At 67.5% G+C, this 23,527-nt stretch carries 21 protein-coding genes; 8 read left to right on the top strand and 13 right to left on the bottom strand.

Annotated elements, in window-relative coordinates:
- Window positions 1-7: 7 nt before the first annotated feature.
- The 3 genes from ACZYY4_RS09355 to ACZYY4_RS09345 form a co-directional block, all read right to left on the bottom strand.
- Window positions 8-1,357 (bottom strand): threonine/serine exporter family protein, encoded by a 1,350-nt coding sequence (locus ACZYY4_RS09355; RefSeq protein WP_463809714.1) that lies wholly within the window; start codon window positions 1,355-1,357, stop codon window positions 8-10.
- An 85-nt stretch (window positions 1,358-1,442) separates the two neighbouring features.
- Complete coding sequence (ilvA, locus tag ACZYY4_RS09350; protein ID WP_463809974.1) at window positions 1,443-2,738, bottom strand: threonine ammonia-lyase IlvA; 1,296 nt, start codon at window positions 2,736-2,738, stop codon at window positions 1,443-1,445.
- A gap of 46 nt (window positions 2,739-2,784) precedes the next feature.
- Complete coding sequence (locus ACZYY4_RS09345; protein WP_463809713.1) at window positions 2,785-3,222, bottom strand: nitroreductase family deazaflavin-dependent oxidoreductase; 438 nt, start codon at window positions 3,220-3,222, stop codon at window positions 2,785-2,787.
- A 145-nt stretch (window positions 3,223-3,367) separates the two neighbouring features.
- On the opposite strand from ACZYY4_RS09345, the gene ACZYY4_RS09340 reads away from it, so the two are divergent.
- Entirely contained in the window at window positions 3,368-3,577 is a 210-nt protein-coding gene (locus ACZYY4_RS09340; RefSeq protein ID WP_463809712.1) for a hypothetical protein, read from the top strand.
- 6 nt (window positions 3,578-3,583) lie between these two features.
- Here ACZYY4_RS09340 and ACZYY4_RS09335 read toward each other — a convergent pair whose 3' ends face one another.
- From ACZYY4_RS09335 to ACZYY4_RS09325, 3 genes are read right to left on the bottom strand one after another with little or no spacing between them, the layout of a single operon-like run.
- The gene (locus tag ACZYY4_RS09335) at window positions 3,584-4,072 is read right to left on the bottom strand and encodes a DUF488 domain-containing protein (protein ID WP_463809973.1); all 489 of its coding nucleotides are present in this window, start codon (window positions 4,070-4,072) and stop codon (window positions 3,584-3,586) included.
- Window positions 4,073-4,131: 59 nt separating this feature from the next.
- The gene (gene fadD11, locus ACZYY4_RS09330; protein ID WP_463809711.1) at window positions 4,132-5,940 is read right to left on the bottom strand and encodes a fatty acid--CoA ligase FadD11; all 1,809 of its coding nucleotides are present in this window, start codon (window positions 5,938-5,940) and stop codon (window positions 4,132-4,134) included.
- Between the two features lie 24 nt (window positions 5,941-5,964).
- Window positions 5,965-6,750 (bottom strand): enoyl-CoA hydratase/isomerase family protein, encoded by a 786-nt coding sequence (locus tag ACZYY4_RS09325; RefSeq protein ID WP_463809710.1) that lies wholly within the window; start codon window positions 6,748-6,750, stop codon window positions 5,965-5,967.
- 87 nt (window positions 6,751-6,837) lie between these two features.
- On the opposite strand from ACZYY4_RS09325, the gene ACZYY4_RS09320 reads away from it, so the two are divergent.
- Window positions 6,838-7,671 carry a class I SAM-dependent methyltransferase gene (locus ACZYY4_RS09320; RefSeq protein ID WP_463809709.1) on the top strand — a complete coding sequence of 278 codons (834 nt, stop codon included), beginning with the start codon at window positions 6,838-6,840 and terminating at the stop codon, window positions 7,669-7,671.
- Window positions 7,672-7,680: 9 nt separating this feature from the next.
- On the opposite strand, the gene ACZYY4_RS09315 is transcribed toward ACZYY4_RS09320, so the two are convergent.
- The gene (locus tag ACZYY4_RS09315; RefSeq protein WP_463809708.1) at window positions 7,681-8,388 is read right to left on the bottom strand and encodes a hypothetical protein; all 708 of its coding nucleotides are present in this window, start codon (window positions 8,386-8,388) and stop codon (window positions 7,681-7,683) included.
- A gap of 467 nt (window positions 8,389-8,855) precedes the next feature.
- On the bottom strand, window positions 8,856-9,254 hold the full coding sequence (locus tag ACZYY4_RS09310; protein ID WP_463809972.1) for a MerR family transcriptional regulator: 399 nt from the start codon (window positions 9,252-9,254) through the stop codon (window positions 8,856-8,858).
- Window positions 9,255-9,306: 52 nt separating this feature from the next.
- Here ACZYY4_RS09310 and ACZYY4_RS09305 point away from each other — a divergent pair, with 52 nt between their 5' ends.
- Window positions 9,307-9,750 (top strand): PPOX class F420-dependent oxidoreductase, encoded by a 444-nt coding sequence (locus ACZYY4_RS09305; RefSeq protein WP_463809707.1) that lies wholly within the window; start codon window positions 9,307-9,309, stop codon window positions 9,748-9,750.
- Here ACZYY4_RS09305 and dnaE read toward each other — a convergent pair.
- Window positions 9,747-13,286 (bottom strand): DNA polymerase III subunit alpha, encoded by a 3,540-nt coding sequence (dnaE, locus tag ACZYY4_RS09300; RefSeq protein WP_463809706.1) that lies wholly within the window; start codon window positions 13,284-13,286, stop codon window positions 9,747-9,749. The genes ACZYY4_RS09305 and dnaE overlap by 4 nt on opposite strands.
- 138 nt (window positions 13,287-13,424) lie before the next feature.
- Here dnaE and ACZYY4_RS09295 point away from each other — a divergent pair, with 138 nt between their 5' ends.
- Entirely contained in the window at window positions 13,425-13,649 is a 225-nt protein-coding gene (locus ACZYY4_RS09295; RefSeq protein WP_463809705.1) for a dodecin family protein, read from the top strand.
- A 17-nt stretch (window positions 13,650-13,666) separates the two neighbouring features.
- Window positions 13,667-14,440, top strand: a complete 774-nt coding sequence (locus tag ACZYY4_RS09290) for a methyltransferase domain-containing protein (protein ID WP_463809704.1) — start codon at window positions 13,667-13,669, stop codon at window positions 14,438-14,440.
- A 1-nt stretch (window position 14,441) separates the two neighbouring features.
- Here ACZYY4_RS09290 and ACZYY4_RS09285 read toward each other — a convergent pair whose 3' ends face one another.
- Window positions 14,442-15,362 carry an RluA family pseudouridine synthase gene (locus ACZYY4_RS09285; RefSeq protein WP_463809703.1) on the bottom strand — a complete coding sequence of 307 codons (921 nt, stop codon included), beginning with the start codon at window positions 15,360-15,362 and terminating at the stop codon, window positions 14,442-14,444.
- Between the two features lie 7 nt (window positions 15,363-15,369).
- On the bottom strand, window positions 15,370-15,933 hold the full coding sequence (lspA, locus tag ACZYY4_RS09280) for a signal peptidase II (protein WP_463809702.1): 564 nt from the start codon (window positions 15,931-15,933) through the stop codon (window positions 15,370-15,372).
- Window positions 15,934-15,974: 41 nt separating this feature from the next.
- On the opposite strand from lspA, the gene ACZYY4_RS09275 reads away from it, so the two are divergent.
- Window positions 15,975-16,916 (top strand): asparaginase, encoded by a 942-nt coding sequence (locus ACZYY4_RS09275; protein WP_463809701.1) that lies wholly within the window; start codon window positions 15,975-15,977, stop codon window positions 16,914-16,916.
- A gap of 23 nt (window positions 16,917-16,939) precedes the next feature.
- Here ACZYY4_RS09275 and ACZYY4_RS09270 read toward each other — a convergent pair whose 3' ends face one another.
- The gene (locus tag ACZYY4_RS09270; protein ID WP_463809700.1) at window positions 16,940-18,298 is read right to left on the bottom strand and encodes a DNA polymerase IV; all 1,359 of its coding nucleotides are present in this window, start codon (window positions 18,296-18,298) and stop codon (window positions 16,940-16,942) included.
- 59 nt (window positions 18,299-18,357) lie between these two features.
- Between ACZYY4_RS09270 and ACZYY4_RS09265 the strand changes: the two genes are divergently transcribed.
- Both ACZYY4_RS09265 and ACZYY4_RS09260 read left to right on the top strand, forming a co-directional pair.
- A complete protein-coding gene (locus tag ACZYY4_RS09265) occupies window positions 18,358-18,924 on the top strand; it encodes a class I SAM-dependent methyltransferase (protein ID WP_463809699.1) in 567 nt (188 codons plus the stop codon).
- 550 nt (window positions 18,925-19,474) lie between these two features.
- Entirely contained in the window at window positions 19,475-20,110 is a 636-nt protein-coding gene (locus tag ACZYY4_RS09260; RefSeq protein WP_463809698.1) for a hypothetical protein, read from the top strand.
- A gap of 159 nt (window positions 20,111-20,269) precedes the next feature.
- Here ACZYY4_RS09260 and ileS read toward each other — a convergent pair whose 3' ends face one another.
- Window positions 20,270-23,410, bottom strand: a complete 3,141-nt coding sequence (gene ileS / locus ACZYY4_RS09255) for an isoleucine--tRNA ligase (protein ID WP_463809697.1) — start codon at window positions 23,408-23,410, stop codon at window positions 20,270-20,272.
- Window positions 23,411-23,527 lie beyond the last annotated feature (117 nt).

Genomic DNA, 23,527 nt, shown 5'->3' with positions numbered 1-23,527 from the left:
CGGCTTCCTAAACTGCCCGGCGCCCGAAGTAGCGGATGCCGGCCAGCTGCGGAATCCGATAAGGGTTGCGGAGGCGACGCGTCGCATGTCCGCGACCGCGCAGGTGATACCGGCCGAGTTCGTGCCGCACCGAGGGCGCCAGTAGCGGGCCCAACACCGCGCCCGCGCCCAGTGCCAGTGCCAGCCCGACGGCCATCCCGAGCGAGCCCCCGGCGTTTGGCTGGCCGTTGACCAACTGCACAAAACCGCGGAACAACGTCAACCCAGGAACCAGCGGGATGATGCCGGCCATGATGATCACCAGTGGCGTCACCCGCAGCCGGGGCGCCAGCAGGGTCCCGACCAGACCGGTCGCGGCGGCCGCTGCAAACGAGCTCACGATCGGGTTGGTCTGCACGAGTTGCAGCCCGAAGAACAGCAGCGCCGCCGTCGCCCCGGCGAGACCTGCCGCCAGGGCCGCCTTGAGCTGTGCATAGCCCGCAATCGCGGCCGCCGCCGCGCCGATGGCGCCCGCCAGCACATACATCGGCACGCTCAGCACCGCGACCGATATCTCGGGACTCACCCGGACTTGGCCGCCGAAGGCCCCACCGATCCGCACCGCGATGGAGACGCCGACCAGGATGCCCGCCGACGAGAGCAGGATGTCCATGCCCCGCGAGACGGCCGTGAGCTGATAGCCGGTGATGGCATCCTGCACGGAGCCGACGGTGGCCAGCCCCGACAACAACACCACGATGTTGGCGGCCACCACCGGCGACACCGAGGTGCCGGCGGGCAGCCAGCCGACCGCGTGCAGGCCGATGGCGACGCCGGTGGCCACCGCCGCGGCGACCACCTGCTGGAACAGCAGTGGCAGCTGCCAGCCGTTGAGCACCCGGCCGACCCGGTCGATCAACGCGGTGGTGCCCGCCGAAATCAGCGCCACCAGCGGCCCGGCGCCGATCAGCACCGAGAAGCTGCCGGCCATCACCGCCCAGCCGGCGGTGGCCACCCAGCGCGGATAGGGGTGAGCGGCCCGGCTCACGGTGTCCAACTGCTGTTGGACCCACTCGGGATCGGGTGTCGTGGTCACGACGTGCTCGGCGAGATCGGTGGCCAACTGCAGCCGCGTGTAGTCCAGAGAGCGTGACTGCACCAGGTACATCGCGGTGACCGGCGCGCCCGGCACCCCGCGGGGCACCGACACCCTGATCGAGTTCGCCATGATGTCCACCTGGGTCTGCGGCAGCCCGTAGGCGGTGGCGATGGCCAGCATGCTCGAAGCAACGTCGGCGGTTCCCGCCTGCGAGCCCAGCAGCAGCTGCCCGAATCGCAGGGCGATATCGAGAACCCGGCGGACGTCGGTTTCATCCATGCGCTTTGTCTCTGCTGACACCATGGCCGTCGGCTACCCATTCGGAGCCCAGACCTCACCTGCAGCGGCGGATTCGTACCGGTCTCTACAGCAGGTAGCGGTACGCCGGCGAACCCGGCTCCAGGGGCTCGACGTGGATATCCGAGGAGCGCATCCGGGCCAGCAAACCGCCGAGATCGGCCGCCGACCCCAGCTGCACTCCGACCAGCGCTTCGCCGGTCTCCCGGTTGTTGCGCTTGACGTACTCGAACAGCGTGACGTCGTCCCCGGGTCCGAGAACCTCGTCGAGGAACCGCCTCAGTGCGCCCGGTTCCTGGGGAAAGTCGACCAGGAAGTAGTGCTTGAGGCCCAGGTGAACCAGGGAGCGTTCCAAGATCTCGCCGTACCGGGAGACGTCGTTGTTGCCGCCGGAGATCAAGCAGACCACCGTGGAACCCGGGGCGATATCGGCCTCCAGCAGGCCGGCCACCGACAGCGCGCCCGCCGGCTCGGCGATGATCCCCTCGTTCTGGTAGAGGTCGAGCATCGCGGTGCAGACCGCGCCCTCGTCGACGGTGGTGACCGACACCATGTCGCCGGCGGCGGCCAGTGCCGCATAGGGCAGTGCGCCGGCGCGCTTGACGGCGGCGCCGTCGACGAACTGGTCGACGTGGTCCAGGGTCACCAATTCGCCGGCGGCCAGCGCGGCCATCATCGACGCCGCCCCGGCCGGCTCGACACCCAGCACCGCACACTGGTCGGCCTGCTCCGCCAGGTAGGTGGTGATGCCGGCGATACAGCCCCCGCCGCCGACCGGAACGATCACCAGATCCGGTGTTGTGTTGAGCCGGCTGAGTTGGTCGAGCATCTCCACGGCGATGGTGCCCTGGCCTGCCATCGTCCGCAGGTCGTCGTAGGGCGGCACCAGGGTGGCGCCGGTGCGGGCCACGTCGGCCAGCGCCGCCTCCGCAGCCAGGTCGTAGGTAGCCCCGTCGACGATCAGCTCGATGAATTCTCCGCCGTGATAACGGATCCGGTCACGCTTCTGCTTCGGCGTCTTGGCCGGCACATAAACCCTGCCGCGGATGCCCAGCGAGCGGCAGGCGTAGGCGAAGCCCTGCGCATGGTTGCCGGCCGACGAGCACACCACGCCGGCGGCCATCTCGTCCTCGGTCAGCTGTACCAGCAGGTTGTAGGCCCCGCGCATCTTGTAGGAGCGGACCGACTGCAGGTCTTCGCGCTTGAGATAGACGTTGGCGCCGGTGATCTGCGAGAGACGGTCGCTGTGCTGCAGCGGGGTGGGCGCCACCACTCCGGCGATCCGGGTGGCCGCCGCGTCGATGTCGGCCGCCGTCAGCGGGCAGGCGTTGGGGCCACTTGGGTTCTGGCTACTTTGGTTCAAGCGGGGTTCGGCGGACACCGCAATATGGTGCCACCCAGCAGCGCGTTCAGCCCACCTGGGTCAGGACGAACACCGGGATCTCCCGGTCGGTCTTGTTCTGATAGTCGGCGTAGTCCGGGTATGCCGCCACCGCGCGTTCCCACCACTGTGCCTTCTCGTCGCCGAACACCTCGCGGGCGTCGTAGTCGCCGGTGACGGTTCCGTCCTGCAGTTCGACCCGCGGGTTCTTGACGACGTTGTAGTACCAGACCGGGTTCTTCGGGGCGCCACCCAGCGAGGCGACGATCGCGTACTGACCGTCGTGCTCCACCCGCATCAACGGGGTTTTGCGTAGCTTGCCGGTCTTGGCGCCGATCGTGGTCAGCAGGATCACCCGCATACCGCGCATCTCGGTGCCCTCGGTACCGCCGGACGCCATGATCTGCTCGGCGTTCTTGCGGGCCCAATCCAACGTTCCGGGTGCGTATTCTCCGTCAAGAGGCATGCCGCCAGCGTAGCGGCGGTTGCAAGCGCGGCGGAGCCGGGTGCAGCAGGCCGCCGCCGGCTGTCTAGCCCGATGCTGCGACACGACAACCCGACCACGAGATTTCGGCTGGCCTAACAATTGGTTATCGCGTACCGTTATTCTCATGACCACCGCCGAGCGCCCACGGCAGCAAGTGCCGATCGCGGGGGTGCTTTGGCCGGCCTACAAGCTGGTCGCGCTGGCAGTCGGGCTGGCAACCCTGCTGGCCGTCGCCGCCGCTACGGCCAGTGCCGCCGCCGCGGTCCTGAGTGCGGCCGCGGTCTGCACAGTGGCGTGGCTCGTACTGGGCCCGTTGCACCTTTCGCGCCGCTGACCGGGGCTATCCGGTATCCGGCGACGGGCCGTCGTACACCAGAACGTCACCGTCCACTCGTGCCTCCGGGATCGGACGATGTGGGCGCAGCTTTCCGTCGTGCATCAGGTGGCCCACCTCGACTCCACGAACCAGGGTGAGGTAGTCCGCAATCATCCTGCGGTGGCAGCGCCACCACACGGTTTCGGCGCACATCACCGCGACCTGCTCGTCAACTGCAATCGCCAGCAACTCGTCGATCGCGATCCGGAACTCTGGCGTGCGCATGTAGCCGGCATAAGACCGGAACGACTCGACGCGCAACCCGACATCCGGGCTGTCCCCCTTGACCCGGCGCCAGCCCCCCAGCCGCCGTTCCCACTGGTAGGCGATACCTGCCTCCGGTAGCCAGTGCGCCATGGCTTCGCGCGAGGAGTCCGGGTTGTGCCGACTGCCCGGTGCGGTGCGCACGTCGACGAGCCGGCGCACTCCAGCACCGCGCAGTAGCGAGATGATCTCCGCCGCGTCCGCGGTGCCGTGACCGAAGGTGAAAACCGTTGGTGTCGTGATACTCCCTACTGGTGTGCCGGCTGGTGCACGTGCGGTCCGGGCTCACCGGCGTAGAGCGCCTCGATCTCATCGGCGTACTTCGTGGCGATCGGCCGGCGTTTGAGCTTCATGGTAAGCGTCACCTCGTCGCCGCCGGGCTCCCACAGCGAGGGCAACACTCGGAAGCGCTTGATCTGTTCGACCCGCGAGAGTTTGGCGTTGCCGTCGGCCACCCCGGCGGCGATCAGTGCGATCACTGCCGGGTCCGCGGCCAGGGCGGCCGGTGTCGCCTCCGCCAACCCGTGCGCGGCGGCGTACGGGCCGACCGAGTCGGCGTCGAACACCATCAGCGCGGTGTTGTAGGGCCGCGCTTCGCCGATGGTCACCATCGCCCCGATCATCGGGCAGGACGCCAGGATGGCGTTCTCGATGTTCGCCGGCGACATGTTCTTGCCCGCGGCGTTGATGATCAGCTCTTTCTTGCGGTCCACCACCCGCAGATAACCGTCGGTGTCTTCTTCGAGGATGTCGCCGGTGTGCAGCCAGCCGTCGGCGTCGATCGCTTCGGCGGTCTTGGCCGGTTCCTTGCGGTAGCCCCGCATCACCAGCGGCCCCCGCACCAAGAACTCACCGTCGTCCGCCACGCGACTTTCCAGCCCGGGCAACAACTTTCCGACAGTACCCAGCCGGGCATCACGCGGGTGGGCGGTCGATGCGACACAGCTGAGTTCCGACATGCCCCAGACCTCGCAGATCGGAATCCCGATCCCGGCGAAGAATCCCAGCGTCTCCTTGGGAATCGGAGCCGCGCCCGACACCGCCCACCGCAGCTCGTCCAGTCCCAACTTGGCCCGCAGCTTGGACAGCACCAGGTCATCGGCCTGCGCCCATTCCGCGGCCACGTCGTCGGGAACCGGCTCAGCGCCGATCAGCGCCGCGGAGCGCTTCGCGCCGACCGTCAGCGCCCACTGCAGCGCGCCGCGACGGTCCGAGTCCGGCTCGGCGTCGACGGCGAATTCGATTGCCGCCTTGAGCTTCTCCCAGACCCGCGGCACGGCCGCCCAGATGGTGGGCCGCACGTCCGGCAGCGCCGCGGCGATGGTCTTCACGTCGGGAACGACGGTGACCTGCACGCCGAAGATCTCCTGGTTGTAGAGCGCCATCGCCCGGTCGGCGATGTGTGCCGACGGCAGGTATGAGGTGACGCGGTCGCCGTAGCGGACGCCCAGCACGTCGTCGAGAGTCTGGGCCTCGAACAGCAGGTTGGTGTGGGTCATCTCCACCCCTTTGGGAGCACCGGTGGTGCCCGAGGTGTAGATCAGGGTTGCGACGTCGTCGGGTTGCGCTGCGCGCCAAGTGGATTCGAAGTCGAAGTCGTGGAGTCCCGCGGCCAGCAGGTCGTCGATCGACAAGGTGCCGCCCGGATACCCGTCGATGCACACGATGTGTTCGACGGGGGCTCCGCTGGCCCGAATGGTCTCGACGTAGGTTTCCTCGCAGATCACCACCTTGGTGCCGGCATTGCCGAACAGGTAGCCGAGCTGCTCTGGGGGCAGTGTGTTGTACACCGAGAACGACGTGGCGCCGGCGTGTTGAGCGCCGACCTCCAGGGGGTAGAACTCGATCCGGTTGGCCATCATCAGCGACACCGTGTCGCCGCGCCGCACCCCGAGCCCGGCCAGTCCGGCCGCCACCTGTCGCACTTGCGCCGCGTAGTCGCGCCAGGTCAGCGTCTGAGTGCCGCCGACCGTGCGCAACGCCACCGCGTCGGGATCGATAGCGGCCGTGCGCTGAAACGCCTCGCACAACGTGCGCACCGGCTGGTTCCCCGCCATCTCGTCCTCCCCATCCCCGCCGCCTCAGCGACGACTGACCCGTTCTAGATAAGCCATCGCCGCAGCCTGCGACTCGGGATCGTGCAGGGCGGTGACCAGCGCGTCGGCGTCGTTCCAGCTGCGCGCAGTCACCACCATGCCCTCGGTCACCGCGTTGACCTGATGCTTGGTGCCGGCGAGGGTAAGTGCTGATTTGCTGACCAACTGGCCGACCAGCCCGTCGACCTCGGCGTCCAGGCCCGCCTCGGGCACCACCCGGTTGAGGAACCCGGCCGCCTTCGCCTCGAGGGCGCCGAACGGTCGGCAGGTCATCACCAGCTCCTTGGTGAGTGCCGGCCCGATCTCGCGGACCAGCCGCGGGATACCACCCCAGGCCAGCGGGATACCCAGGGCGACCTCCGGAATCGAAAACCGGGTGTCCTCAGCGGCCACCCGCAGGTCGCAGGCCGCAGCCAGCACCACCCCGCCGCCCACGCAATGGCCGTGCAGGCGCACCACCGTCACCGCCCGCATCGCCTCGATCGCCTCGGCCATCCGCCGTCCGGCGTCGGCGGCCTCGCGCATCGCTGCTGCGCCGTCGGCGGCTGTCGCGAACGCTGCCAGGTCCGCGCCGGCGGAGAAGGCCCGGCCGCTGCCGGCGACCACGACGACTTTCACAGCGGGCCGGGCATCGAACCAGCGGGCCGCCGACACCAGCTCCTGCAGTGTCGTAGTGCTCAGTGGGTTGAGTTTGTCCGGGCGGTTCAGCGTGATCGAGCCGCGTGCCCCGTCGGCCACCACGGTGAGGGTGGTCGCCTGCAGCGTTTCCATGCCGTCGACGGTAGCGGCGCCGGCACCACGGCGACGCGGGTTTGCCCGTGCAGGTCCGATCGGCCCTAATCGCTTACGGTTGAGCCCATGCCGATAGCCGTCACCGAGTTCAGCCTGGTCGAACAGACAGCGTTCCTCACCGCCTACGCCCGTGCCCTCGACAACCGCGCACCCACCCCGATCCTCGGCGACGAGTCCTCCGACCGGGTCGTCGGCCTGATCGACTACGACTTCGCCGGCTTCCGCATCCCAGCCAGCGTGGTGCGCCAAACCGCGCTGCGCGCCAAAATGCTCGACGACCGGGTCCGTAAGTACGTCGCCGCGAACCCAGACGCCGTCGTGGTTGACCTCGGGACCGGGCTGAACGAGCCGCTGGCACGGGTGCAGCCGCCGGCGAGCGTGGACTGGTACAGCATCGACCTGCCACGTGTGGTCGCACTGCGCGACAAGCTGCTGCCGGCTCAGCGCTGCGAGCACGTCATCGCGGCCGATCTGACGTCCCCGGACTGGACGGCCGGCATCCCGGTGGGCCGGCCCACCATGGTGCTCGCCGACGGCCTGTTCGCCTTTCTCACCGAAGCGCAGGTCGTCGCCTTGTTCACGCACGTTATCGACTACTTCGGGACCGGCGAGCTGGTGTTCAACGACTACGGCCGGGTCGGTCCGCTCAGCTCGCTGTCGATGAAGCTGGCTCCGCGGGGGATGTTCAGCGTGCTGCGCCACGTCTGGGCCAACCCCGGCTTCACCGATCCGCACACCCCGGAGCGGTGGGAGCCACGGTTGCGCCTGGTCGAACAGGCCTGCCTGGCGCATGCCGCCGAGGTGGACTCGTTCCCCGCCGCGGCGCGCAGACTCACCCGGGTTGCCGGCCGGTTCAAATCGGTGGCCGGCAAAGCCCGGGTGCTGCGCTACAAGTTCTGAGCTGTCGTGTTACGCGCCGTCGCAGACGGCGCCGAGGAAGTTACACGGGTCGAAGTCAATGCCGCTGAACGGATCATTCGGGATCAGGTAGTCCGGCACTTGGGCTTCAAGCAGTCCGGCGTGGGGCAGGCTGTTCCACAAAAAGGACGGGTCGGAGTCGCCGAACTGGATGTAGTCGGCGGAACCGCCGCCAGCAGTCACCACGATGTTCGTGTAGTCGGGGGTCGAGAAGACCCAGTAGCTCGCGTCGTGCGGTCCGACGTTGCTGATTGTCGTGCTGGTCATGTCTCCGAACACGGTCTTGTACACCGTCGCCCCGGCCAGGTCGCCGAACCAGCCCAGATCAAGCCCACTGGCCTCCGCGTTGGGCACAAAGTCGCCGTATTGGTACACGTAGCTGGCGGCCATCGGAGTCCAGGTGTCGCTGACCTTGACGTCATAGCTTCCGGCGTTGACTGATTCGCCGTTCCCTTGGTCGACCTGGATGTTGTAAGCCTGAGCGTCGTTCTTCCACTGGGTGAAGAACGGGCGGACTCCGCCATACTGCCAATCCGCCACGTTTTCCGCGGTCAGGGGGTCCATCACCATGCAGACCGCACCGTCACAGGTCTCATACGGACCGCCCCCCCAGCCGGGAAAGACCCCGCTGTCGCCGTCAGCGGCATGAGCGGCCCCCATCGGCAGTACGGCTGCGGCGAACGCTGCAGCGGCGCCCACCCCAAGCAGGGTCAGAAGACGACGCGATCCCAAGATGACTGCCTCCGTATTACTTGTTGCACATGCGTACCTGTGAACCCTCTGGTGCACACACGTTACGTCAGGGTTGCAGGATTGACATCCTAAAGTTACTGAAACCTTTGGTAAAGCTTTAGCTTTCGCGATCAACCCCATGACTCTATGTGACGCCGCCCACCGGCCCGGCACCGCGCCCGGAAGAAGTCGTCAGGGTCGACGTCCAGTGCCGCCGGCATACCAATCCGCCGAACAGGGCGGCGGTTACTCCCCCGAGCAGCGATAAGACGCGGTTTCGCACAGTCATCACTGAAGTTCCCCGTCCCCCCGAACCACACACGCTGTGTGGGAAGTTTCAGACGTTACACCAGTGATGCCATGTTGTTATCGGGAACGGATCTAACCGTTATGTGGAGGTTTAGCTGCTGGACAGCCGAAGCCCAGCAGCCTCGTCAGCCCGTGCCATCCAACGGCGGCGGGTGAATACCGCAGCTGCAGGCGTCGATGGACGGGCAGGTGCAACGCATGCCCCACTCGATCACCGCACGGGCGCGGGACAAGGATTCCAGCTGGGCGTCGATCTCGGCGAGCTTGGCCTGCGCCAGCGCGCGGCTCGCCGGACGACCGGGCAGGTCGTCGGCGAACAACAGCAGGATCTCATCCAGGGCGAAACCCGCTGATTTGCACAGGCCGATGATCTCGAGGCGGGCCAGTACCGCATCGTCGTACCGGCGCTGGCCTCCGACTCGGCCCGGGGGCGTCACCAGTCCGATCCGCTCGTAGTAGCGCAGCGTGGTGGCGGTGACACCGCTGCGGCGGGCCACTCCCCCGATCGTCAACCGGCCGGACAACGGACCCCCTGACACTTGACTTAAAGCCAACTCTAAGTTGTTCACTGGCGCTATGCACGCACAACGACTCGACCAGTTGCACGACGCCCGCTACGCGCTGCTGCGGTCCTACCGTCGGGACGGCACGCCGGTGGACACCCCGGTGTGGTTCGCGCTAGACGGCGACACGGTGCTGTTCCGGACCAAGATCGGGCCGAAGACCCGGCGACTCGCGCTGCGTCCGGATGTCGAGCTGGCTGCCTGCGACTACCGAGGACGGCGCCGTCCCGGCGCGCCGACGCTCCCCGGCCGCGCCACGATTCTGTCCGGCGCCGAGTCCGAGGCCGCGAACCGCACGCTGCACGCCCGCTACGGCTGGCAGTGGAACGTCGTGCCGATGATCAAGATTCCGGGCGTGCCCAATGTGCACCGTGATCTGAGCATCCCCGCCAAGTTGCGGCGCACCCGAACCCGCACACTGTGGCCGGACAGTGTCATCGTGCGGGTGGAGATCTAACCGCCCAGACACCCCGGTCCGAGCAACGCCTTCAAGTCCCCCATCAACGCCGAGGACGGCGTCACCCGTAGCGACGGGTCCAGCTCCAGCACCGTGATCCGCTCGCCGCTGATCAGCCGTAGCTGCACCTGCGCCGTGCCCGGATGGCGAGTCAGCACCTGCTTGAGTGCGCTGACCTTGTCATGAGTGCACTGCCGGGTGGGCAGACTGACCGCCAACGGCCGATCCGCGGCGCTGCCGGAGAAGTCGGGCACCACCAGCTCATTGGCGATCAGCGAGATCCGGTCGTCGCGGATGGCGACTTTCGCGTTGACCAGCACGACCGCGTCATCAACGACCTCGGCCCCGTAGGCGGAGTAGGTGTGCGGGAAGAACATCACCTCGATGCCTCCGGTGAGATCCTCCAATTGCGCTGATGCCCAGGGCATCCCGTTCTTGTTCACCCGGCGGTTCACCGATGCCAGGATGCCGCCGACCCGCACCTGGGTGTCGTTGGCGATGTCGCCCTCCAAGATCGCGGGAATCTGGGTGTCCACCTGGACAGCCAGCAGATGCGCGATCCCGTTGAGTGGATGCCCGGAGACGTACAGCCCGAGCATCTCCCGCTCCAGGGCCAGTTTGTGCTTGTCGACCCACTCTTCGTCGGGTACCCGGATCCCGAAAACCGCGTCGGCTCCGGAACTCTCGCCGTCCCCGCCGCCGAACAGGTCGAACTGTCCGATCGCCTGGGCCTTCTTGGTGCCCAATACCGAGTCGACGGCATCGGTGTGCACCAGGAACAGTCCCTTGCGAGGATGGCCCAACGAGTCGAAGGCACCGGCCTTGATCAGCGATTCGGTGACCTTCTTGTTGCAGGCCGCGATATCGATCTTGTTGAGGTAGTCGGAGAAATCGGTGAACCGGCCCTTGTGCGTCCGGGTGCCGATCAGCGACCCGACCACATTCGCGCCGACGTTGCGCACCGCGCCCAGCCCGTAGCGGATGTCGCGTCCCACCGAGGCGAAGTTCAGTTCGGATTCGTTGACGTCCGGTGGCAGCACGGTGATGCCCAGTCGGCGGCAGTCGGCCAGATAGATGGCGGCCTTGTCCTTGTCGTCACCGACCGAAGTCAGCAGGCCGGCCATGTATTCGGCCGGATAGTTGGCTTTCAGGTAGGCGGTCCAGTACGAAACCAGGCCGTAGCCGGCCGCGTGTGACTTGTTGAAGGCGTAGCCCGCGAACGGAAGGATGGTGTCCCACAGCGCCTTCACGGCACGCTCGGAGAACCCGTTGGCCGTCATCCCCTCGTAGAAGCCCTTGTATTCGGCTTCCAACACTTCGAGTTTCTTCTTGCCCATGGCTTTACGCAGCGCATCGGCCTTGCCCATCGTGTAGGAGGCCACCTTCTGCGCGATGAACATGATCTGCTCTTGGTAGACGATCAGACCGTGGGTCTCGGACAAGATGTCCTGCAGCGGTTCCTCGAGCTCGGGGTGGATGGGTTTGATGGGCTGACGATTGTTCTTGCGGTCGGCGTAGTCGTTGTGGGCGTTCATGCCCATCGGTCCGGGCCGGTACAGCGCCAGCACCGCGACGATGTCGTTGAACTCGGTGGGCTGCATGCGCCGCAGCAGGTCACGCATGGGGCCGCCGTCGAGCTGGAACACCCCGAGGGTGTCGCCGCGGCCCAGCAGCTCATAGGTGGCCGGATCGTCCATCGGCAGCGAATCGAGGTCCAGGTCGATACCCCGGTTGGCCTTGATGTTCTCCAGGCAGTCGCCGATGATCGTCAGGTTGCGCAGGCCCAGGAAGTCCATCTTCAGCAGGCCGATTTCTTCGCATGACGGGTAGTCCCAGCCGGTGATGATGGCGCCGTCCTGGGGGCGCTTCCACAGCGGGATCGCGTCGATCAGCGGCTCGGAGCTCATGATCACCGCGCAGGCGTGCACGCCGGCGTTGCGGACCAGACCTTCCAGTCCGCGGGCCGTCTCGTAGATGGTGCGCACGTCGGGGTCGGTGTCGATGAGCCCGCGGACCTCGGCGGCCTCTTTGTACCGCTCGTGGTTCGGGTCGGTGATGCCCGACAGTGGGATGTCCTTGGCCATGATCGGCGGCGGCAGCGCCTTGGTGATCCGGTCGGCGATCGCATACCCCGGCTGACCGTAGTGCACCCGTGCCGAATCCTTCAGCGCCGCTTTGGTTTTAATCGTTCCGAAGGTGATCACCTGGGCGACCCGGTCGCTGCCCCAGCGCTCGGCGGCATAGCGCACCATCTCACCGCGGCGGCGGTCGTCGAAGTCGATGTCGATGTCGGGTGCCGACGGCCGCTCCGGGTTGAGGAAGCGTTCGAACAGCAGGCCGTGCGGGATCGGGTCGATGTTGGTGATGCCCAGCGCGTAGGCGACCAGTGATCCGGCCGCCGAGCCACGGCCCGGGCCCACCCGGATGTTGATCGACCGGGCGTAGTTGATCAGGTCCGCGACGATCAGGAAGTAGGACGGGAATCCCTTGCCGCAGATGACATCGATCTCGAAGGCGGCACGATCGGTGTATTCCTGTGGGACCCCGCCCGGCTGGCGCCACTGCAGCCCGGCCTGCACCTCATGCCGCAGCCAGGACCCCTGGTCGTGGCCGTCCGGAACCGGGAAAACCGGCATCCGGTCGCGCGGCGCCCAGACGTCGGCGTAGGACTGCACCCGCTCGGCGATCAGCAGGGTGGAGTCACAGGCCTCAGGCAGTTGGTCGTCCCAGAGCGCGCGCATCTCGGCGGCCGACTTCAGGTAATAGCCGTCCCCGTCGAACTTGAACCGGGTGGGGTCCGACAGCGTCTTGCCGGTCTGAATGCACAGCAGTGCCTCGTGGTTCTGCGAGGCGTCGCGGGTGACGTAATGGCAGTCATTGGTGGCCAGCGCCGGGATGCTGAGCTTGCGGCCGACGTCCAGCAGCCCGTCACGCACCCGGCGCTCGATGGACAGACCGTGGTCCATCAGTTCCAGGAAGTAGTTCTGCGCACCGAAGATCTCCCGCCATTTCGCGGCCGAATCCAGCGCCTCGCGCTCCTGGCCCAACCGCAGCCGGGTCTGCACCTCCCCCGACGGGCACCCGGTGGTGGCGATGATCCCCTCGGCGTGCTCGGCGATGATCTCGGCGTCCATCCGCGACCATTTGCCGAGCTGGCCCTCGAAGGAGGCCAGCGAGGACAGCTTGAACAGGTTGCGCAGCCCGGTGGCGTTCTCGGCGACCATGGTCAGGTGGGTGTAGGACCCGCTGCCGGAGACGTCGTCGCTCTTCTGGCCGGGATCACCCCAGTGGACCCGGCGGGTGTCGAAACGAGAGCCGGGGGCGACATAGGCTTCCACACCGATGATCGGCTTGATCCCGGCTTTGGTCGCGCCGTTGTAGAACTCGCTGGCGCCGAACATGTTTCCGTGGTCGGTCATGCCGATCGCGGGCATGCCCAGCCGCTGCGCCTCGGCCAGCATGGGGGCGATCTTCGCCGCGCCATCGAGCATCGAGTACTCGGTGTGGTTATGCAGGTGTACGAACGAAGATCCCATAGGACCGCCAGTCTATGACCGGCCACCGACCGATCCGGGCGTGTCGGCGGGTGTGTCTTAACCGACGCCGTTTTCCCGGGACAGCGGCCGCCGCCGTGCACTACGTTGAGGTTCGTCTGAAGCGGAGGAGACAGATACATGAGCGTGTACCGGGTGATCGACATCATCGGAACCAGCCCGTCGTCCTGGGAGAACGCCGCGGCCGAGGCGGTGCACCGGGCCAAGCAGACCATCGACGACATCCGCGTCGCCCAGGTCGTCGAGCAGGATCTCACCCTCGATGACAAGGGCGGGATCATCTACCGCACCAAGCTGCGGATCTCCTTCAAGATCCGGCCGCCGAAGTCGTCTTCCGACGACTGACCGACGCCGGTTCCGCCATGCCGCGAAGCTTCGACGAGCTGTTTGCGGAGGCCGTCGCCGCGCCGGTCGACGGCTGGGAGTTCTCCTGGCTGGACGGCCGGGCCACCGAACAGCGCCCGTCGTGGGGCTACCAGCGTCAGCTGGCCCGCCGACTGTCCGGCGTCTCGGCGGCCGTCGACCTCAACACCGGGGGCGGAGAGGTGCTGGCGGGCCTGGAGAAGTTGGCGCGGTTCGATAGATTCCCGCCTGCCATGGCCGCCACCGAGTCGTGGCCGCCGAACGCCGCACGCGCCACCGAGCTTCTCCATCCCCGTGGCGTGGTGGTGGTGACCGTGCCGGACCGGCCGCCGCTGCCGTTCGGCGACGAAGCGTTTGATCTGGTCAGCAGCCGGCATTCGTTGGCGACGTGGTGGGACGAGATCGCCCGGGTGTTGCGGCCCGGCGGTCACTACTTCGCCCAGCAGATCGGGCCGGCGACGATGCTCGAGTTGACCGAGTTCTTTCTCGGGCCGATGCCGGGCAAGGGCGCCCAGTACGAGCCGGAAGCGGTACGCGCCGACGCAACGGCCGCCGGCATGGAGATAGTCGATCTGCGCCTCGAGCGGCTACGTGCCGAGTTCTTCGACGTCGGCGCCGTCATCTATTTCCTGCGCAAGGTGATCTGGACCGTGCCCGACTTCGTTGTCGACGAGCACCGCGACCGGCTCCGGGAGATGCACGAACTCATCGAGGCGCAAGGCCCGTTCGTCGCGCACGCCACCCGGGTGCTGGTCGAGGCCCGCAAGCCCTGAATCAGCGGTGCAGAACGTCCAGCGCGTGCTGCAGATCGGCCGGGTATTCGCTGGTGATCTCGATGTGCCGCCCGTCGCCGGGGTGGGCGAAGGCCAGTGAGCGGGCGTGCAGCCACTGGCGTTCCAGTCCGAGCTTGTCCGCCAGCGTCGGGTCGGCGCCGTAGGTGAGGTCACCGCAGCAGGGATGCCGCAGGGCGGCGAAGTGCACCCGGATCTGGTGGGTGCGGCCGGTCTCCAGGTGCACATCGAGCAGGCTGGCGGCGACGAACGCCTCCACCGTGTCGTAGTGGGTGATGCTGTGCCGACCGTCGGCGGTGACCGCGAATTTCCAGTCGCGGCCATGGTGCCGTCCGATCGGCGCGTCGATGGTGCCGCTGGACGGATCCGGATGGCCCTGCACCAGCGCGTGGTAGCGCTTGTCGACGGTGCGCGCCTTGAAGGCGCGTTTGAGCGCGGTGTAGGCGCGCTCGGAGATCGCCACCACCATCACTCCGGACGTGCCCACATCGAGACGGTGCACGATGCCCTGACGTTCCGGCACCCCGGACGTGGTGATGCGGTAACCGGCCGCGGCCAGCCCGCCGAGCACGGTGGGCCCACTCCAGCCCACCGACGCGTGGGCGGCCACCCCGGCCGGCTTGTCGACGGCGACGATGTCGTCATCGGAGTACAGGATCGTCATGCCCTCGACCTCGGCCGGGGTGTTCTCCAGCGGGGCCGGCGCCTCAGGCAGCCGCACCTGCAACCATGCGCCGGCCGCCAACCGATCGGATTTGCCGGCGGTCGCCCCGTCCAGTTCGACGTCGCCGTTTTCGGCCAGGGTCGCCGCAGCAGTCCGGGACAGACCCAGCAGGCGGGCCAGCCCGGCGTCGACGCGCATGCCGGCCAGCCCCTCCGGCACGGGCATGGACCGTTCGGTCACGACCGCATCAGGTGTGGTCACCTGGACGGCGGCGACCCACCGTGTCGAAGTCGAAGCCGAACACCGACAGCGCGACCAGCAGGATCGCACCGCCCACCACCGCGGGATCTGCGACGTTGAACACCGGCCACCAACCGATCGAGAAGAAGTCGACGACGTGGCCCTGCAGATGTCCGGGCGCCCGGAAGAACCGGTCCACCAGATTGCCCAGTGCCCCGCCGAGGATCATGCCCAGCCCGACCGCCCACCACGGCGACACCAGGCGGCGCGACATCCAGATGATGCCGAGCACCACCGAGCTGGCGATCAGCGTCAGCACCCAGGTGTAGCTGGTGGCCATCGAGAAGGCGGCACCGGAGTTGCGCACCAGGGTCCAGGTGACGGTGTCGCCGATGATCGATACGGGCTGGCCGGGGGTCAGCATCTTCACCGCGAGCACCTTGGTGACGACGTCGACCATCAGCACGACCGCGGCCACCGACAGCAGCAAACCCAGCCGCCGGCGCGGCGCGACCGGCTCCGGTTCCGGGTCCGTTACCGGCTCGGTCGAGTCGGTTGTCTCCTCAGTCACGCCTCCATCATCCCTTAGCGCACGTGCGGCATGATCGCGGCATGGTGTCCCAGCGGCTCACGGTGATCACCACCGGCGGAACAATCGCCGCCAGCACCGACGACGGCGGGGTACGCCGGCCCACCCGGGACGGTGCGGACCTGGTCGCCGGGCTCGACGCCGGCACCGCCGACGTCACGGTGGTCGACCTGATGTCGCGGGACAGCTCAGAGCTGACCCCGCAGGACTGGGACCGGATCCTGGCCGCGGTCCGCGCTGCCGTGGCCGGCGGCGCGGACGGCGTGGTCGTCACCCACGGCACCGACACCTGCGAAGAGACCGCGCTGTGGCTGGAACTGGGCTACACCGGCGACGCCCCGGTCGTGCTGACGGGAGCGCAGCGCAGCGCGGATGCTCCCGACGCCGACGGGCCGGGCAATCTGCGCGACGCCCTGAGGCTGGCCGCGGATCCGGCCGCCCGCGGGCTGGGGATGCTGGTGTGTTTCGCCGGGCAGGTGCTCGCGCCCCTGGGTCTGCACAAGACGACCACGACCGATCTGACCGGCTTCAGCGGTCCACGGTTGGGCACGGTGGCCGCCGGGCAGGTGCGACTGACCGACGGCAAGGTCCGCCCCCACCTCCATGTGACGGGGGGACCCCGGGTGGACGTCGTCGCGCTCTACGCCGGCGCGGACTCGGTGGCCCTGGACGCCTGCGTGGCCGCCGGCGCGCGCGGAGTGGTGCTGGAGGCGTTGGGTTCCGGCAACGCCGGGGCGGCGGTGATCGAGGGGGTCCGCCGGCACTGCCGGGACGGCCTGGCGGTCGCGGTGTCCAGCCGGGTGCCGGATGCGCGGGTCGGCGCATACTACGGGCCGGGTCGTGCCCTGGTCGACGCCGGTGCCGTCATGGTGCCGCGGTTACGGCCCCCGCAGGCCCGGGTGCTGCTGATGGCGACGCTGGGCGCGGGACTGCCGGTCGGTGACATCTTCGAGCGGTGGGGTTGACGGCGTGCCGTGGTGACCGGTCCTCAGGCGGGTTCGTCCGGGGTGGCGGTGTAGTCCGGCCAGTCCAGGCTCTCGACCGGATCGGCGCGAGCGATCGCGGGCTCATCGGCCGGAAAGGTCCGCACCGGGCCCGGGCCCGAACTGCGCGTCTCGAACCGCACCGTCATCACCCCGTGGCCGGCCCCCTGCACCCAGCCGTGCCCGAGCTCGCGGTGGGTGACGTCGTCGCCGACCCGCCACTGCGCCGTGGCCGGCGGTGAAATTGGTTCCGGCACAGTCGTTTCGGGTGTGCCTGATGCGGCGAATTCCGGGAAGGCCAGCTCCGGGAACAGGGACTCCTGGCGGACATCGGTCAGCCCGGAAAACCCCACCCCGAGCAGCCGGATCGGGCCGATCTCCTGCGGGTCGAGCAGCAGCCGGCCGGCCGCCGATGTCAGGGCTGCGGCATCGGTGGTCGCATAGGGCAGGGTGGCCGATCGGGTCAGCACGCTCATGTCGGCCTTCTTGAGTTTCACCGTCACCGTGCGGGCGCCGCGCCCGTCGCGCAGCAGCCTGCGGTAGGCGTGTTCGCCGATCGGGCCGACCTCGGCCCGCAGTTGCTCCAGCGTGGTGAGGTCGGTGGCGAAAGTGGATTCGGCGCTGATCTGTTTGGCCTCGGCGCGTTCGGCGACCGGACGGTCATCGATACCGCGGGCCAACCGGTGCAGTGCGGGACCGATCGTGGCGCCCAGGATATCGGCGACCTCGGCATCGGTCAGCGCGGCGAACTGCCCGATGGTGCTGATACCCAGCCGGTGCAGCTTCTCCTCGGCGACCGGGCCGATCCCCCACAGCCGGCGCACCGTCAGCCCATCGAGAAGCAGCCGTTCGTCGGCGCGGCTGACCACCCGCACCCCGTCGGGCTTGGCCAGATCGGAGGCGATCTTGGCGATCTGCTTGCCCGAGCCCGCCCCCACCGAGGCCACCAGTCCGGTCTCCTCGCGCACCCGGCGCCGCAACTGCTCACAGAACCGTTCCACGTCCGCGCCGCTCGCCCCGGCAAGCTCAGCCGGTTCGCCGAACGCCTCATCGAAGGACAACTGCTCGACCACCGGAATCACGGCGCGCACGGTCTCGAAGACCCGGCGGCTGGCCACCCCGTACACCGCGCCGCGCGGCGGTAACACCACCGCCGCGGCACCCACCAGCCGGCGCGCCTGGTGCATCGGCATCGCCGAGCGAGCCCCGAAAACTCTCGCCTCGTAGCTGGCGCCGGCCACCACGCCGCGGCCACCCAACCCGCCGACCAGCACCGGCCGTCGGCGCAGCGTCGGGCGGGTCAGCTGCTCGACGGACGCGAAGAACGCATCCATGTCCAGGTGCAGGACCCAGCGCGACTCCACAGTCGCGATGCTAGAACGCAACCCCCAAATCCGTTGCGGGGTGGCCTACCGTCATATGCATGGCAATGAATTTGGTGCATCGATTGTGCTGTAGATCACAGTACTGGGCTCGCGGCGTCGAGCGGAAACTGCTGCCGTGGGCGCTGGCCGACATCGACCTCGGGGATGACACCTTGGAGATCGGCCCGGGCTACGGCGCCAACATGCGGTGCCTGGTGGATATGACGCCCCGGTTGACCGCGGTGGAGATCGACCCGCCGATGACCGAGCGGTTGCAGGCGAAGTACGGCTCGCAAGCCCACATCATCAACGGTGACGGCACCGACACCGGTCTGGCTGCCGACGCGTTCAGCTCGGTGGTGTGTTTCACCATGCTGCATCACGTGCCGACGCCACCGCTGCAGGACCGGTTGTTCACCGAGGCGTTCCGGGTGCTGGCGCCCGGCGGGGTATTCGCCGGCAGTGACGGCGTGCACTCGACGACCTTCCGGCTGCTGCACCTGCGCGACACCTACAACCCTGTGCCGCCGGACACGCTGCCCGACCGGCTACGACAAGCCGGGTTCACCGATGTGCTGGTCGAGGTCCGCGACGGCAATCAGCGCTGGCGGGCCTCCAAACCGTAGCGATTGGGTGTCTCGGCCTCTGGAGCTATCTGGAACCGGAGGCATCATGATGCCTTCATGCGCACCACCCTGGCGTCGGAGGCCCATCCCCATGCCAGCCGCTGCGACACCATGGGATCAATAATTGATATTCATGACATGCTTTTCACAGAATTTGGCGACAGGTGGGTCGCGTGGGGCTACTGCGCTTCAAATTGACCTAATGAGACCCTCGAACTCGGTCAGCGGCAGGCCACCGCAGCAGCGAACCCCGTGCCACCGGGACACCCGCCGACGACGCCGTCGGGATGGTCGGCCGGGGATCAACCCAGTCCGGGACAAATGCGGTCTACACAGTGAATTTCACCCGCGGCGCGGCCCGGCCGATCCGTCGCAGGCACCCCGAAGGCGCACCCACCGGCGATCCGTGCGATGGTTGTGCGGGGTTTCGGAGAGGCCGGGGACTGGGCGACACAGGACCCGGTCAATCTGCTGATGAACCGATGGATCAGATATCACAATTTCACTTCTTTTTCAGCTTACGGCAGCGTAAGGTGCTCGTGGTATCAGAGTGAGACGGGTGGCAGACGGTTCTAACCGGGCTGTTGAATTTTGGGAGGGCATGATGATTGGTCGGCAAGTGACTCGAAGCTACGCCATAACGGTGATCACCGTTATGTGTGCGGGTTTGATCGCGTTGACACCGACACAGCTGCCCCGCCCGTCGCTGCCGAGGATCTCGGTATCGGCGGTGGATCTGACCAGCGCTGACGTTCCGGTCACCTTCGAATACATCTTTGATAACCAACTCCCCGAATTCATCCAGACGGTCCAGTCGACCTACCTTCAGGAGTTCGCCGATCTGTCGGATATCTGGCGTGATTGGTTCGCTTCCGGAGTCAGCTGGACCGACGGGGGCGCATCGATCGAGTCGCTGAACCAAGAGGTCTTGGACTGGGTCAACCACGTCAATGTGGTCGGGCTGAACTTCGTCGAAGATATGGACGTGACCTACACCGATACCGGCGACGCCATCTACGGCCCGAGCCTGTGCAACCTCATTTTCAACTTCGCTGAGGCCGGCAACAACTGGCTGGCTTCGCTGAACGGTAGCGCCATGGCAGGACTCGAAGGCGTCAGCCAGGGGATGGCGAACTTCTTCGACGGGCTGAGTCAGTACGCCCTGGATCTCTCCGCCGGATTCTGATCTCGGCCACAATCCAGGACACTCGCCTGGGCGTTGGGAGAATCTCCCAGCGCCCGGGGCGGAACCCCCTGCGGGATCAGTGAGCCGCCCCCGCGCCGAGGTCGACGTTCGCCGGGACAGCCACTCGAACTTCTCCACGGTAACGTCGAATTCGGCGCGCTAAGCCCTGGCGATCGTCACCTTCACACCATCGCCGATCTCGGCGGCGTCGGCGCCGGGGTCGCCGAATCCGAAACGGGTGGCCAGGATTTCACCGGCGATGAGTTGAGCATGGGTCTGCGCCCACTCAAGCCGCCCGGCGGGCACCGACATCACCACGCTGATCCGGTCGGAGACCTCCAGCCCGGAGTGCTTGCGTAATTCCTGCAGCTCGCGGATGCGGTCTTTGGCCCAACCCTCGGCTTCGAGTTCCTCGGTCACCGCGCCGTCGAGCACCACCAGTCCGGCGCCGTCGGGCAACGCCACCGTGAACTCCGGATCGGCGGCCACCAGTTTCGAGGTGTATTCGCCCTCGAGCAGCACCACCGGGCCCGCACGCAGGGTGCCGTCGGGATTGACGACGCCCTCCCCCGCCTTGACGGCTTTGATCGCGCCCTGCACGTCCTTGCCCAGCCGCGGGCCGGCGACCTTGGCGTTGACCGTCAGGTCGAACCGGCCGTAGCGGTCGATGTCCTCGGTCAGCTCGACCGCTTTGACATTGAGCTCGTCGGCGATCAGCTCGGCGAACGGCGCCAGTCGTTGCGGGTCGTCGACGGCCACCGTGAGTTTGGGCAGTGGTAACCGGACCCGCAGTTGGTGTGCTTTACGCAACGAGGATGCGGCCGAACACACTTCGCGCACCTGGTCCATCGCGGCGACCAGCGCGGCATCGGCGGGCAGCCCGCCGACCTCCGGCCAGTCGGTCAGGTGCACCGAACGGTCACCGGTGACGCCGCGCCAGATCACCTCGGTGGTCAGGGGCAGCAGCGGTGCGGCCAGCCGGCAGATCACCTCGAGCACGGTGTGCAAGGTATCGATGGCATCGGCATCTTCGTCCCAGAACCGCTGCCGGGATCGCCGCACATACCAGTTGGTCAGCGCCTCGGTGAACTGGCGCAGTTCCTCGCACGCCCCGGAGATATCGCAGCCGTCCAGTGCAGCGGTCAGAGTGTCTCGCAGCGAGGCCAGCTTCGCCAGGATGTAGCGGTCGAGCACGTGCGACGAATCGGTGCGCCACACCCCGGGTTTGGGCGCGTAGAGCGCCAGGAAGCTGTAGGCGTTGGAGAGCGGCAGCATCACCTGGCGCACCCCCTCGCGGATGCCCGGCTCGGTGACGATCAGGTTGCCGCCCCGCAGGATCGGCGAGGCCATCAGGAACCAGCGCATGGCATCGGAACCGTCGCGGTCGAAGACCTCGTTCACATCGGGATAATTGCGCAGCGACTTGCTCATCTTTTGCCCGTCGGAGCCCAGGACGATGCCGTGCGCCACACAGGTTTTGAACGCCGGACGGTCGAACAGCGCGGTAGCCAGCACATGCATCATGTAGAACCAGCCACGAGTCTGGCCGATGTACTCGACGATGAAGTCGCCCGGGTAATGGGTCTGAAACCAGTCGGCGTTCTCGAATGGGTAGTGCACCTGGGCATAGGGCATCGATCCGGAGTCGAACCACACGTCGAGCACGTCGGGAATGCGCCGCATCGTCGAACGGCCCGTCGGATCGTCGGGGTTGGGCCGGGTCAACTCGTCGATGTAGGGCCGATGCAGATTGTCCGGACGCACCCCGAAATCACGCTCCAACTCGTCGAGGCTGCCGTAGACATCGATCCGGGGGTATGCCGGGTCGTCGGAGCGCCAGACCGGAATCGGGGTACCCCAGTAGCGGTTTCGCGAGATCGACCAGTCGCGCGCGCCACGCAGCCAGTTACCGAAGATCCCGTCCTTTACATGCTCGGGGTACCAGGTGATCTCCTCGTTGAGTTCGACCATGCGGTCCCGGAACTTGGTCACCGCGACGAACCACGACGAGACCGCCTTGTAGATCAGCGGGTTGCGGCACCGCCAGCAGTGCGGGTAGGGGTGCTCGTAGGTTTCGTGACGTACCAGTACCGCACCGTTGGGTGCTGCCGGGCCCGTACCCGTCTTCAGGTCGGCGATGATCGCCTTGTTCGCGTCGAAGACGTGCTGCCCGGCGTAGTCGCCGACGCTGGAATCGAAGCGGCCCTTGGCGTCCACCGGGGTGACCGGGGTGATCCCGGCGGGGTCGGTGGTGTTCTTGTCCTCCTCGCCGTAGGCCGGTGCCAGGTGCACGATGCCGGTGCCGTCTTCGGTCGACACGAAGTCGGCGGCCAGCACCCGAAAGGCGCCCGGCGAGTCCATGAAGTACGCGAACGGCGGCAGATAGGCCAATCCGACCAGCTCTGAGCCCCGATAGCTGCCCAGAACCTGCGGTTCTTCCCCGAATTCGCGTGCATAGGCGCCCAGTCGAGCCTCGGCGAGCAGGAACCGGCGCTCCCCCACAACGACCTGCACGTAGGTCACCTCCGGGTTGACCGCGACCGCCAGGTTGGCGGGCAGCGTCCACGGCGTGGTGGTCCACACCAGCAGATGCGCGCCGTCCAATTCGCCGGCCGGCCCCGCACCCGCCGGCCCGGCGGCCAACCGGAACCCGACGGTCAGTGCCGGATCCTGGCGACTCTGGTAGACGTCGTCGTCCATCCGCAGTTCGTGGTTGGACAGCGGCGTCTCGTCGCGCCAGCAGTACGGCAGCACGCGATAGCCCTCGTAGGCCAGCCCCTTGTCCCACAACTGCTTGAACGCCCACAGCACCGACTCCATGAACGGCAGGTCCAGGGTCTTGTAGTCGTTGTCGAAATCGACCCAGCGGGCCTGCCGGGTGACGTAGGCCTGCCACTCCGCGGTGTAGCGCAGCACCGACTCCCGGCACGCTTCGTTGAACGCGGCGATACCCATCGCATCGATCTGCGACTTGTCGGAGATGCCGAGCTGGCGTTCCACCTCGAGTTCGGCGGGAAGTCCGTGGGTGTCCCAGCCGAACCGGCGCTCCACCTTGTAACCGCGCATGGTGCGATACCGCGGCACGATGTCCTTGACGTAACCGGTGAGCAGGTGCCCGTAGTGCGGCAGCCCGTTCGCGAACGGCGGGCCGTCGTAGAACACGTATTCTTCGGCGCCGTCGCGGCGGGCGATGCTGGCCCGGAAGGTGTCGTCGGCCGCCCAGTAATCGAGGACCTCGGCCTCGGCCGACGGGAAGTCGGGGGCACCGGCGGCCGGCTTCGGATAGCTGCGTTCGCTCATTGTGTGTCGTCTCCCAAGCGCCCGGCCCGGGGACGACGCCGCGCCGGTTGCGCGAGCGCCGCGGTACCACCCCGCTTGCCGCGCTGCCGGCGCGACCGCTCAACAGGGCTGTGACGG

Source organism: Mycobacterium sp. IDUB_21 (assembly GCF_055419425.1).
The sequence above is the reverse complement of the archived record's forward strand: the minus strand, read 5'-3'. Positions and strand labels throughout refer to the sequence as shown.

Bases quoted from the DNA above. Each gene is read 5' to 3' on its own strand.
- ACZYY4_RS09340 (WP_463809712.1), top strand. From the start codon at position 3,368: ATGACCACCGCCGAGCGCCCACGGCAGCAAGTGCCGATCGCGGGGGTG.
- ACZYY4_RS09305 (WP_463809707.1), top strand. From the start codon at position 9,307: ATGCACGCACAACGACTCGACCAGTTGCACGACGCCCGCTACGCGCTG.
- ACZYY4_RS09345 (WP_463809713.1), bottom strand. From the start codon at position 3,222: ATGCCTCTTGACGGAGAATACGCACCCGGAACGTTGGATTGGGCCCGC.
- ACZYY4_RS09290 (WP_463809704.1), top strand. From the start codon at position 13,667: ATGCCGCGAAGCTTCGACGAGCTGTTTGCGGAGGCCGTCGCCGCGCCG.
- ACZYY4_RS09295 (WP_463809705.1), top strand. From the start codon at position 13,425: ATGAGCGTGTACCGGGTGATCGACATCATCGGAACCAGCCCGTCGTCC.
- ileS (WP_463809697.1), bottom strand. From the start codon at position 23,410: ATGAGCGAACGCAGCTATCCGAAGCCGGCCGCCGGTGCCCCCGACTTC.
- ACZYY4_RS09275 (WP_463809701.1), top strand. From the start codon at position 15,975: ATGGTGTCCCAGCGGCTCACGGTGATCACCACCGGCGGAACAATCGCC.
- dnaE (WP_463809706.1), bottom strand. From the start codon at position 13,286: ATGGGATCTTCGTTCGTACACCTGCATAACCACACCGAGTACTCGATG.
- ACZYY4_RS09265 (WP_463809699.1), top strand. From the start codon at position 18,358: ATGGCAATGAATTTGGTGCATCGATTGTGCTGTAGATCACAGTACTGG.
- ACZYY4_RS09320 (WP_463809709.1), top strand. From the start codon at position 6,838: ATGCCGATAGCCGTCACCGAGTTCAGCCTGGTCGAACAGACAGCGTTC.
- fadD11 (WP_463809711.1), bottom strand. From the start codon at position 5,940: ATGGCGGGGAACCAGCCGGTGCGCACGTTGTGCGAGGCGTTTCAGCGC.
- ACZYY4_RS09325 (WP_463809710.1), bottom strand. From the start codon at position 6,750: ATGGAAACGCTGCAGGCGACCACCCTCACCGTGGTGGCCGACGGGGCA.
- ACZYY4_RS09355 (WP_463809714.1), bottom strand. From the start codon at position 1,357: ATGGATGAAACCGACGTCCGCCGGGTTCTCGATATCGCCCTGCGATTC.